Source organism: Nicoliella sp. ESL1149 (assembly GCF_058107265.1).
The window spans coordinates 756,320-769,223 of record NZ_JBYLUE010000002.1 but is presented as its reverse complement, the minus strand read 5'-3'; the positions used below and the strand labels follow the sequence as shown (position 1 = coordinate 769,223).

At 30.7% G+C, this 12,904-nt stretch carries 10 protein-coding genes; 2 read left to right on the top strand and 8 right to left on the bottom strand.

The window, feature by feature from the left end:
* Positions 1-234: 234 nt before the first annotated feature.
* The 6 genes from AC3B6G_RS03725 to AC3B6G_RS03700 all read right to left on the bottom strand — a co-directional run bounded on the left by AC3B6G_RS03725 (position 235) and on the right by AC3B6G_RS03700 (position 8,367).
* Complete coding sequence (locus AC3B6G_RS03725) at positions 235-1,830, bottom strand: hypothetical protein (protein ID WP_489849076.1); 1,596 nt, start codon at positions 1,828-1,830, stop codon at positions 235-237.
* Between the two features lie 1,493 nt (positions 1,831-3,323).
* On the bottom strand, positions 3,324-5,783 hold the full coding sequence (locus AC3B6G_RS03720; RefSeq protein WP_489849075.1) for a Cna B-type domain-containing protein: 2,460 nt from the start codon (positions 5,781-5,783) through the stop codon (positions 3,324-3,326).
* A 171-nt stretch (positions 5,784-5,954) separates the two neighbouring features.
* On the bottom strand, positions 5,955-6,128 hold the full coding sequence (locus tag AC3B6G_RS03715; protein ID WP_489849074.1) for an LPXTG cell wall anchor domain-containing protein: 174 nt from the start codon (positions 6,126-6,128) through the stop codon (positions 5,955-5,957).
* Positions 6,129-6,224: 96 nt separating this feature from the next.
* A complete protein-coding gene (locus tag AC3B6G_RS03710) occupies positions 6,225-6,542 on the bottom strand; it encodes a hypothetical protein (protein ID WP_489849073.1) in 318 nt (105 codons plus the stop codon).
* 97 nt (positions 6,543-6,639) lie between these two features.
* Positions 6,640-7,860, bottom strand: coding sequence for an ammonium transporter (locus AC3B6G_RS03705; protein ID WP_489849072.1), 1,221 nt, complete (start codon positions 7,858-7,860; stop codon positions 6,640-6,642).
* A gap of 162 nt (positions 7,861-8,022) precedes the next feature.
* Positions 8,023-8,367 (bottom strand): hypothetical protein, encoded by a 345-nt coding sequence (locus tag AC3B6G_RS03700; RefSeq protein WP_489849071.1) that lies wholly within the window; start codon positions 8,365-8,367, stop codon positions 8,023-8,025.
* A 164-nt stretch (positions 8,368-8,531) separates the two neighbouring features.
* On the opposite strand from AC3B6G_RS03700, the gene AC3B6G_RS03695 reads away from it, so the two are divergent.
* Positions 8,532-9,902 (top strand): hemolysin family protein, encoded by a 1,371-nt coding sequence (locus AC3B6G_RS03695; RefSeq protein ID WP_489849565.1) that lies wholly within the window; start codon positions 8,532-8,534, stop codon positions 9,900-9,902.
* A 68-nt stretch (positions 9,903-9,970) separates the two neighbouring features.
* Positions 9,971-10,435: a class Ib ribonucleoside-diphosphate reductase assembly flavoprotein NrdI gene (gene nrdI / locus AC3B6G_RS03690; protein WP_489849070.1), complete on the top strand. Its 465-nt coding sequence runs from the start codon at positions 9,971-9,973 to the stop codon at positions 10,433-10,435.
* A gap of 39 nt (positions 10,436-10,474) precedes the next feature.
* On the opposite strand, the gene AC3B6G_RS03685 is transcribed toward nrdI, so the two are convergent.
* Positions 10,475-11,584 (bottom strand): hypothetical protein, encoded by a 1,110-nt coding sequence (locus tag AC3B6G_RS03685; RefSeq protein WP_489849069.1) that lies wholly within the window; start codon positions 11,582-11,584, stop codon positions 10,475-10,477.
* Between the two features lie 77 nt (positions 11,585-11,661).
* Positions 11,662-12,849 (bottom strand): MDR family MFS transporter, encoded by a 1,188-nt coding sequence (locus tag AC3B6G_RS03680; protein ID WP_489849068.1) that lies wholly within the window; start codon positions 12,847-12,849, stop codon positions 11,662-11,664.
* Positions 12,850-12,904: the final 55 nt, after the last annotated feature.

The following is a 12,904-nucleotide window of genomic DNA, read 5'->3' as shown; positions in this document are numbered from 1 at the left end:
GTTGGCATTAATTGCCAATTTTAGGATAATTTAAAGGATAAATTTAAAGGATAATTTAAATTTAAAAGATAATTTACTAATTTTTTAAATACAATTTGAGTATTCTTAACTAAAAGTCGTTAAATGCAATAATAAACACACAACTCTAAATAACTTAATTATTTTATGCTATGAAAGCATAGATTATTTACGATCCTAAGTTAAAAAGAAGCGATTTAATAGGTGAAATTACACTTAAGCCTTGGAAATGTTTCTGGAAATGTTATTAGCTAAGGATTTAAATTCATTAATCGGCGGCGGTGGACTCGGACCATGTGGATTTGGATCAACAATCGAATCTAATCCTGCATTAGGTGGTAATTTAGAAGTAGATTCAATCAAACTATAAGCATTTAGAACCATATCATAACTATAATTTTTTGATAAATAGTTAGTTGGTATAGCTACAGCATCTGTTTTAACACCGTTTTGATTTAAATTATTAAACTGATTATTTGAAAACTTAGAATTAAAGAGTTGAAACCCATTATTATTAGCAAAAACATTGCCATATTCAACGATTATATGACGATTAGTGTTATTTTTATTACTATTTGAGGATTTATTCTTATTATACTTACTAGACTTTGCTATATTTTCTTTTTTCAAATGAGTAATTTTAGCATTATTTGAGATATCTTTAAATCGACTAGAAGCGACCTTCTTATTCCGCTCCTCATTTCTATCAGAGTACTTCAAATAGAGGTTGGAATTCGTAAATGAATCTGACCCGACCTCATTTTTTATAGCATAATTAGCTTTATTATTAACGCCTATATAGTGGCTATCAAGGTTGTTTTTAGCATTAGATGGACTCTGACTATCAAAACTAGAATTTACATTGTTGCCTTGCGTTATTTTAGGTGAAATTACAGCATTAGTTATTGTGCCATTATCCCATTTAATAGAAATTGGCGTATTTTTGGACACACTTAAATAAGAGTTCGCCCAGCGTGCAATTAAATTAAAATCAGCACTTAAATCTGGGTAATTCCTGATGAAATAATTTTTAAAATCAACTATAACTCTTCTATTTTTTGAAACATTAACATCAGCAACTACTTTGTTAGCAGCATTAGGATCCTTAATAGAAAAATTAGATGAGTCAACTACTAAAGCAGGAGGAAGTGTCAATGAAACACTGTTATTTCCACTACTGCTCTTATTTAATCGAGTGTTAGGAACATTAATCTTCACATTAATACGTACATTGCTATTACTTTTATACGTATATAGAGACTTATTCTTCAAATCAGTAAGGGAGTAATCAATTTTAGCCCTACTACCTGAGACAGTTGAATAGCTCTTAACACTATCTGTTTGTGCTCTTTTAGGAATATTATTCCTATTTATAGAACTACTATTAGAATTTAAACTAACATCAGTTACACTTGTGTTTTGATAATTTTCGTCATTATTACTATTTACAGAGTCAGAATTGTTATGATTAGACGTTTGAGAGTAATTCAAATCGTGATCATCACTATTAATTTGACAATCACTATTACTTTGCCCTGAAACAGAATATTCATTATTGTTACCTGAACTCTGCTCGTAATTATAACTTTGATAATTTATATTTTCACCATCATTATCACTAAATGAATCAGAACTAGCATTATCAGCATCATTTTGATTATTAACTTGATGATCACTAGTGTTTTCCACCCTATTAACACTCGTATCATTATTTGAATCAGCATTTGCAATTTTTGACAGTGAAAGTAAAGAAATGAATACTAAAGAAAAAGTTAAAACCCATTTCCAGAAAGTTCTATTATTTTTTTTCATTAGTAATCATCTCTTTTCTTTATAAATTATCCTTTTATCCTATGTTCTTATTCTAACATACAATCAGATTAAAATACAGAAAACAAGTAACAAAAGTGCATAAAAACACTTAATAATTTCTGTAATACAACCAATCAGTTTTACTATGTGTAAATACGTCAAATAGAGATTAGCTAAGCAAAAAGTTAATCTCTTTTTATATGAAACTATGTATAATTGTAATATTTTAAGCGTACTTAAATAAAGGCTAATATTGGCCCAACTTAAATGATGTTAAATTAATTTGCTTAAATAATTATGGAACTACAAAAAGTTAAATATATAAATTCTCTAATATCAACTTAATTGTTAATCAAAAATTGATGGCAGCACTTAATCATCAACGAGCCTTCTCTTCACCCTTTTAAAAGGCACTTGATAAAAGTTGCATTCACAATTATAGATTAATTTAATTTATTGAATCTTAAGATCAAATCAAAATAAAATTTTACATTAAAAATTGAATCATAAGAAATGAGCCAATGCGACATAAGATTACCTTTTAATAATCTTCAATAATAATTAATTTTATAGCAATTAATTAATTTAAATTTTTTAACACTAGGTGGATCATAAAAACAATTTAAATTATTTTTAGCAATATTAAACCGATTCTTAACTGTGCTAAAAATTTGTTCAATAACACAATCATTATCTAAAGTATAATTCTTGAATAAAGATAATGACTTAAAAACAGAAATGAATACTAAAGAAAAAGTTAAAACCCATTTCCAAAAAGTTTTATTTAAGTTTTCCATTAGTAATCATTCCCTTCAATAATAAATTATCCTTTTTTATCTATTACTATTATAGCATAACTAGTAAAAAATACAATAAATATCGTTAAATAAATACTGATAAATAGGCGTTTCAGACAAATTTTAATTTTACGGATAACATTAAATACAATTATATAATAATTTGTTCATTACTTTACAGATTACCTATATAAGGTATAAATAATTTAAACTAGCAACTAAGAAAAAAGTTGATAAGTTTGACCCCCCTATTCATTAGTTCAATTTATTAAAAATCGTTTTTCACCCTCCCCTATTATAAGATTGAATATACGCTACAATAAAACAGCGTTAAATATTTATTCTTAATTAAATAACAAAAGCTGCCAAAAAGTCAGCACTAAATTCCAAGTTGACCATTGTGTCAATATTAATATGGTTAGTAATTTAAATCGTTTTTATTTATTATGTAAATAATTATATGTATATAGACAATCATATGCTATGAATGGTAATACTATCAATTTTTAACTTGGTAATTTAATATTACGGTTTAAATAACTTTAGATTATTGTTTTATTATCCTCCCTTTCCTATCTTCCATCTTATGTTATTAAAATTTTTTTCTATGAGGCCTTTATCTATCCCTAGTAATAATCCATAAAAAATAGGATATCACTTCTTAAATTTACATTCTTAAAGTGATATCCTATTAAATTATTCATTTATAATCAATTTTTTGAATTTCAAAACAAGAATAATTAACGTTACAAATAACATTAATACTCCTAAAATAATTGTCCAAATATTAATTCTTTCACCAGTTTGTGGTAATTGATGATTGTTGTTATCATCAGTAAAATTAGGATTAGCATTATTATTTGATGTCTGTGGGCTTTCACTATTCGATGGTTTAATCGGATATTTATTTTGATTTATTTGATCATTAGCCCATTTATTTGAAGGCTCATTTACCCAAATATTAGCTAGTCCGGATTTATTATGATGATTATTTGGTGTTGGATAAACATTAGATCCAGGAACAGGAGTTGGAGCTGGAGCTGGAATTACATTGGGAACCGGCGTTGGTCCTGGATATGGAAAGGGTGCAGGATTAGGCGTTGGTTCTGGACTCGGTTCCGGTGTTGGATTGGGTGTAGTTCCAATATAAGTATTAACAATATTTCCATTATCAATACTTTCCTCATAATCCGTTGGGACCTGGTCTTCTTTTACACTGTACTTAATTGTTTCATCAGATGAATCTTTTTGATCTAAATTAGTAAATTTAAAATTCCAATTGTTCGCAGCTGAAACTTGTTGACTTTGGACAATATTTCCGTTTGCTAATAAATCAACCGTTATACTACCTGGACGCTCATTAGCAGCATTATTATTATCCTTCCAAATCTTAGTCCCTTGGATGGTAATTTTTGGGGGAGCAGTATTGTAATAGTTAGTAACGTTATAAGTATTATTTTGTTTATCATAACTATCAACTTGCCAATATGCATTATTAACTGGTGAAGTTGGATAATCGACTTCTTGAACTGAATATTGAATTGCATGTCCAGGACTATAATCCTTTATCATATGAAGAAATGTGTACGTCCAATTAGTAGCAGCAGTGACATCCTGAGTATATACCAAATGACCATTAGCATATATTCCTATTTTTACTGAAGCAGGTCGTTGGGCAACATTATTATTATCTTCCCAATATTTTCGACCACTGATGTCAATCTTAATTTTATTACCACCACCAGAACCATCCCCATCAAAGATACTAACCATTCCATACAGATATTGGTATTGATTATTTGGATATTGAGGACTATTCCAATATACATTTCCACCATTATTATAAAAAATTGAAGCATAATCATCGTCAATTCTAGTATTATAAGTTAAGTAAACATAATCACTCAAATTACTAAAGTCCATTTCAAATGAATTATTAGTAATGTTAGTAATATTAGCTGGGGTCATTAATGCAGAAAGCTGTTGCTTTGCTCCACCCTCATCAATAATTTGATCATTAGAGTTTGGCGTGACGGTAGGATCAACTCCAATACTATTGATATCTGAAATATTTCTAGTTGCATCATAATGAATGGTATTGGGCAATAAAGTTTGATTAGGACCTATATTATCAACATATTTAAGATTAATATTAGCCAACTTTTGCTTATTAATTCCTACTCCCCACATAATGGTATGGTCAGTATCATTGATAATTCCCCACTTAAACCCAATCGTTGCTGGAACATTTGGATTCGGTTTTGGATTTGGAGCTGGTTTTGGATTAGCTGGCACTACGGTAGGGCTAATGTTTTTCCCGTTGTCCCATTTAATTGGAACAACTGTATTTTGTTTCACCTTATCGTAAGGATCTGCCCAATGGACAACCACATTAAAATCAGCATTAAAATCAGATAAATTTCCATCAAAATAATTGGTAAAAGTAAGCTTCATTTCACCAGTAATTTTATTAACAGAAACATTTGCAATGGATCTCGTAGAATCATTTCTATCTTTAATTTCAAAATTCCCTGAATCAATTGATAATGCTTTTGGCAATGTCAACGTAATTGTTTTGCCTGCACTAATATTATTAACCTGTTCATCTGGGATACTAAACTTAACGTGGACACGCATGTGATCGCTAGTTTTATATTGAAGTTGGGGCTTATTATTAATATCAGTTAATTGATATTCAAAATCAGCTTTATATTTTTGATAATAATCTGAATCAGGATAACTAGCATCATCTCCAACCGTTACAACATTATTAGTTGAATTATTCTGGCTATTTGATGTTACTTTTGAAGAATTATTACTATTATTATCATTCTTATTAGTATCAATAATATTTGACTGATTAGAATTTTCGTTATTTGTATTATTACTAATATTAGGACGATCAGAATTTGAAGTAGATGAATTCATTGAATTTCCACTGGAATTAGCTTCACTATTTTCTTGATTTGAATCAACATCTGGAGAATTATTTTTTGATTCCTTGTTGAGGTTACTATTAGAACTAACAACTTGACTGTTACTATTAGTTAAATCGTTAGTATCTGCTTTAGCAACTAATGAAACTGAAACAAACGCTAATAAACAAAATGAAAAAGCTAAAAATATCCGCACAAAACTATTATTAAATTTTTTCACTCATAATCACCTCCTTTATATAATTATATACATAACATAATCTTAACATGTTACAAAAATTTGATGCAAAATAAAATTCAATTTAAATATTATAAAAAAAGTCTTCATAATTTGAACATCTGGCCCAATAGATATGAAGAACTCTTTTATTTGTATATCGATATTTTAATTCTAATGGTTATTATAATATGCAACTAATAAAATCAATAAGCCAAATAATTCCACTAAACTAGCTTTTTCTTCACTAGTTTGAGGTAATTTATGTTGGTTATTATTAAACAACCAGTTCAATTCATCATCATTTAAAATATTAGTTATTATTTTGTTCTGACCTACTTGAGTCATTATTATCCGCTTGTGCAATAACCGATAAAGAAATTAAACTAAACAATTAAAAAATCCACCTCCTTTAATAATAAAAGAGATGAATTTTTTAATTGTTTATGGATGCCAGATACAAGTAATTAATGTAAATCCACCAAAGATAACTCCAGGAAAATTAGATAGAATTACTGGCCAGTCTCGGTAAGTCTTATTCCAACCATACCATGTCCAAACAGCACCATTTAAAGTTGCCATTGCATATTGAATAGGAGAACCTGGTCTTCCTTGAAAATTCGCAATAATTTGTGGAATAAAGAAAATATACATTAAAGTCCCGGTACAAATAGCAATTTTACTAACCATTTTTAAAATTTTAATTTTTCTTTCAGAAACTTCTTTCCGATCTTGTTTTGGGACGTAATTATCAGTTTTCATTAAATTAATCCCTCCCTTTAACTAATATACATCATATTATATCATATATATTCACCTTTCCAGATTCCAAATCAGGGAGGATTAACCAATTTTTAAACTAATGACGAGCATCATCTGCAGCTTGACCATGATATACGGAATCCAAACCTGCTTCTTCAACTTCCTTACTAACCCGCATTGGTGTGATGTGCTTAATAATAAACACCAGTACAAAACTCATAATTGTAACAAATACAATTGTAAATATCGTTGCCGTTAATTGAATTCCTAATTGATGGAAACCACCACCATAGAATAAACCATTATGAACAATCGCAGAATTAACACTCTTGGTATCAAATAGACCAGTTGCAATACTACCAACTATTCCACTTACTCCATGACAACCAAATGCATCTAGCGTATCATCAATTCCAATTCTCATTTTAAGATAGTTAATAAATATATAACTAGCTAATGTCGCTAAAATTCCAATGAAGAATGCTCCCATAGTATCTACAAATCCAGTTGCTGGCGTAATTCCAACCAATCCACAAAGCGTCGCTGTACAGATATCGGTTAATGAAACTGGCTTGTTCAAACATAGATCAATTACTAACCAAGTTACAATTGCAGTAACAGTTGCTACAGTAGTTGTTAAAACTGCTTGAACAGCAACGTTGCTTACTTGAAGGGTTGATCCAGCGTTAAATCCATACCAGCCGATCCAAAGAAGTGTTGTTCCAATTAATACTAATGATGTGTTATAGGGTTTGGCAGGTTTAAAGTTCAACCGCTTACCCAAGCAAATTGCCAATACTAATGCAGTAACCCCGGCATTAATATGAATAACAGTTCCACCAGCAAAATCCAATACGCCTAATTTAAATAAGAAACCGGCTGGTGACCAAACCATGTGAGCCATTGGATAATAAACAACGATTGACCAAATTGTCACGAATAATAGTAAGAACTTGAAACGAATTCTACCAACAACTGCTCCAACGAATAATGCTGGAGTGATGATGGCAAACATCATTTGAAAAAGCATGAATGTCCCAGTTGTAATTTTTGTAGCTGTGACTGAGTTCAAATTAACATTATGTAAGAAAACATGACTCCAACTACCAATTACACTTCCACTTCCCGTGAATGCTAATCCATAACCAATTACAATCCAAAGTAATCCAGCAATTCCAACGATTACATAAACCATTGTCATAGTATTAACAACGTTTTTATGAGAAACTAATCCACCATAGAACATCGCTAATCCTGGTGTCATTAAAAGAACTAACACCGCTGATAATAGTACAAATCCAACACTTCCAAGATCCATTTTAATCACCCTTCGTTTTTATTATGTTAGAAATTATAACATGCTTTTTCTTTTTTGTCACATTATCAGAAAAAATATTTTAATTTCATGTTATAAAACATAACAAAAAGCGGAATGCATAGATGAATTCTAACATTCCGCTTTTTTAAATGAGTATCAAAATTAAATGGTTTGATTAGTAACTTCAGCTAACTTCTTTAAAGCAGCATCACGTGATTTAATGACATCCATATTGAAGATAATTCCTTCAATTGCACCGCCTTTAAAATCAAATTGTTCAGCATACATGTAAGGATCTTCATCTTCACTATGTAATTCTTTATCTAACTTCTTTGCAAAAGCAGTTGCCCAAACAAAATCATTCATTTGTTTCATATCTTTTTTAGTAATGTAACCTTGATCTTTAATGAGCTTTAAACCTTCATCAATTTCGTCTTGTGAAAATGTCATATTTGCTTCACGAATTTCATCTTGTGTTCTGTTATCTTTCTTTTCTTCTTTAGCCATGATAATTACCTCCAAAAGTTTATTACGAATATACATTAGCATTTCTTTCATTAAAAGGTAAATAATATGCTCATTTGTGATACCAAATCAGCAAAATAATGCTAAAAAAGTGATAACAGTGTATAATTAACTAGTATATATTAAAAATATGAAAGAAGGATTCAATTTTGAGTGGTGGCGCGATTATTAATATAATCATCATCCTAGTTACTTTCTTCTTCGTTGCATTCTTTGTTGGATGTGAATTTGCCCTAGTTCAAACGCGATTAAGTGCGTTAGAAGATGAAAAAGCAAATGAAGAAAATCCCCGTAAAAAGAAAAAATTAGATCGTCAAATTTATATGGTTACCCATTTAAATGACTATCTTTCAACTACCCAAGTTGGAGTTTCCCTTGGTGGAATTATTCTTGGTTGGATCGGTGAATCATTTATTGATTCCATAGTTGTTGATGTTTTAGGATTTACCATGAATAGTAGTACTGCTCATGGTATTGGGGCTGTTGTTGGTTTAGCATTACTTACCTATTTGGAAGTTGTCTTCACTGAAGTTGTTCCAAAGAACATTAGTACTGACAAACCTCGGGAAGTGCTTGCATTAATTGCAACTCCATTACATTACTTCCATCAAACATTTTTACCATTCGTTTGGTTATTGAATAAAACGGCGGCAGGAGTAGTCAAATTGATGGGGATCAAGATGGCTGATGAAAATGATGACAGCTATTCCCAAAGTGAAATTTTAAATCTTTCTAGAAACGCAGTTAAAACTGGTGAACTAGAAAAGAATGATTATGTTTATATGCAACGGGCTTTCGAATTAAATGACAAAGTTGCTAAAGATATCATGATTGACCGAACTCAATTGGTTGTTTTAGATATTGATTCGACAGTTAAAAATGCAATTCGGCTTTATTTACAAAAGAAATTTAGTCGAATTCCAATTGTTAGAAATAACAATAAAGATGAAATTTTAGGTTATGTATATAATTACGATTTAATTCGTCAATCTCAAGTTAATGATAAGGCAAAAATTTCTAAATTAATTCGTGATATTACTACTACTCCTGAAACAACTCCAATTACAGAAGTCCTCCAACAAATGATCAAAAACCGAACCCCAATGGTGGTCGTTGTTGATGAATACGGTGGTACTTCTGGAATTATTACTGACAAAGACATCTATGAAGAACTATTTGGAACTGTTCGAGATGAAATTGATCCAGCCATTAATGAATTCATCTTTAAACAGCCTAAGGGTACTTACCAAGTTAATGGTAAATTAACCACCTATGATTTTGAAAGATTCTTTAATACTGATATTCCTGAATTTAATAAATCAGACATCGTAACGATGTCAGGTTATGTATTGGATAACTATCCTGATGCTAAAGAAGGCTTTGAGTTTACAATCCAAAACTTTAAATTTAAAGTTATCAATTACGAAAATTCGTTTGTTAACTGGTTTGAAGTTACTAACCTAAATGATAAACCCGCAGTAAAAGCTGAAGAACAGGAATCTGTTAATAAAAAATAATTCAAAAATAAAAACCATCTGAAAAGGTGGTTTTTATTTTCTAGTAACTATAATATGGAGGGCTTAATATGGAACCAATCTTAATTTTATATATTTCAATTTCTGGAAATACTCAAAGTTTTATTGATGATTTAACTGATTATGCTGAAGAACAACATCAAACTAATTCTAAAATGCCAATAATTGAATCGAAAGAAATCACCGACCAAACGCCTCCTGCTCCTGAACAACATCCGTTCGTTGTTTTTGTTCCAACTTATCTTGATGGGGGGAATGGAATCGACAATGGAGTCAAGGAACTTATGACAAATTCGTTAGGAGAATATATCCAATCTGATAATAATTACCGACATTGCATTGGCGTTGTTGGTAGTGGTAATAAGAACTTCAACGAACAGTATTGTTTAACGGCTAAAAGGTACGCTAAAGCTTTTAATGCGCCATTTTATGATGATTATGAACTTCGGGGAACTTCCACTGATGTCAAACGAGTTTATGAATCAACAATTACGCAGTTTCAAAATATAAAATAAAAAGAGCATTGTTACATTTTATCGATGTAACAATTGCTCTTATTTTTTCTTAAAATAATCACTAAACGGCGACAAATCCCAATGCATCCAACTTATTAAATAACGATTACCCTGTTTACTCATTTTAGCGTACCAATGGAATTTTTGAACATGAATTACTTTTCCAGAATCAAAATGATATGCTAAAACAGAATTAACTTGCGAATCATCATCGCCTTTAATGCTGTTAATAGAATAGTTATATTCAACATTATATTTTAATCGATGATATTTCTGAGCCATATATGATAATTCCTTATACGTAGCATTTTTACTTCCGCTAACAAAATTATCAGCGAGAGCAGGTTTCACGTTCCCCTTCTTTGTTAATTGGTTCATTTGACTCCAAAAATTATTTAATGTAGCTGTAATTGCCTGCTTTTTAGTCAATTTCTTCTTAACAGTTTTTTTCTTTACGACAGGTTTAGGTTTAGTAACTTTTTTATTAGTTTGAAGTTTATTCATTTTAGTGGATAATTTATCAACATCTAATACTAATTGATATTTAGGAAAAAGATGCCAATAATTACCGACTTGTTGATAAGTAATTTCATTACCAATCGCATAAGTAGCTCGTAACTTTCGTTGATTATCCTTTGAAGATAATTGTTGTTCAACTGCTGTTTTTTGACTCTTCGTAAGCGGGTGTCCATTAGAGACAAGCAAATTAGACGCGTTAACCGGTTTATTCAACTCACGATTTAAGGTTTCAGACTTTGAAAAATGAAAACGACCATATCCATAAGCTCCAACTAAAACAATCGCGACCGCAATCAAGTTTCTAGCGTAGTGATGATTCGCATTCAGACTACGGCTGGAATCGTTAACCTTTTTTTTAGGTTTAACGAGTTTCTCTTTTTTAGAAAAAGATTCAACTTTTGGTTTTACTTGATCATGCTTGGCCTTTTCTTTTTTATCACGTTTTACATCTGGATTTATTTTAGGATCCAGACTTCGTGGTGGAAAAGATTGAATTGGCGTATCAATTTCGGATATTTCTTGAGGATGGTCCTCTAACTCGCGCTTCAAAGGAAAACCACAGTTATCACAAAACCAATCGGTTGCATGAACTGGATGAAAACACCGTGGACAAGTTAGTTGTTTACCCATCTTCTCATCCCCTTTTACCATTAATTTAAATATATAGACTCAATTATACAATAATAATTATTTTTTAAACACTAAAATTAACTGTTTAATGTTTCATTATCACGTTTTTTCATACGATAATGATTAACAGATACAATGATTAGCGAAAGATAAACGATAATAACCGCCCCGATAAATAGCCAGTTATAACCTAACGAATCTGCAATTACACCTGCCATCAATGGACCCATTGCTCTTCCTAATGATAGTGACACATTAAAAATAGCTTGATATTGCCCCTTTTGCGAAGGAGTAGCTAACCCATCGATCCATGCAGGAACATCAGGTAATCCCGCCATTTCACCAAACGTTAGAAAAATCATATCAATAACAAAGAACCAGTAATTGGTAGCCAATGGTAAAAACAGAAATGATGTCCCAAAAATAAATACCCCAAGTGTAACTTGACGACTTAACGGAAATTTCCGGCCTAATTTACCAACTAACGATTGCCCAAATACAATTATTAACCCATTAATAGTCCAAATTGTACTATACTCCTCAAAAGAGATTCCCATGTTATTCATATGAACTGGCATTACACTTTCCCAAATAGAATAACTAGCATAGACAGCAAAAATCATTGCACAAATAATAAATAGCATTTTTAAATGACGCTTTGGTCGTTCTGATTCATCCTGTTTAACCTGGCGATTATAATCATATTCAGAAAAATCAACATTGAATAAAATAATTGTCATGACAAATAAAATTAAATAGGCAAATGCTGCAACTGAAAAGACAATGTGAACTCCGTATTTCAAAAGAAATCCTACCATTGTTGTTCCAATTACAACCCCGATATTTAATCCGATGTACAAGGTATTAAAAACATAACGGGGACTTTTTCCCTTCACCATCGTGGCATAAGAATTGATCAAAGTCAGGCTAATTCCATCTCCAAAGCCCAATAGAACTAACATCCAGGCATAAATAGGCCAGCCATGGAAAAAAATCAAGATTATAATTGCAAGTAACGATAATGCACTTGCTCCTACAGCCGTTTTATATGCTGACCAATGATCAAATAGATACCCACCAATATAGTTTCCTAAAATTAAGCAAAGAGACATGATCAACACAACTGCTCCAGCTTCAGTTAGAGAACGATGAAGATCATCATGTAAATACATTGTATTTAGCGGCCACAAAAACGAAGAACCAGCATTTAATAAAGTGCTATAGATTAAAACCGCACTTAATCCAATCTCCTTTTTCTTTTCCATTTGTGACCGCTCCTTATTTTTTGCATATTTAACTCTATTCTAACGTATCTAATAA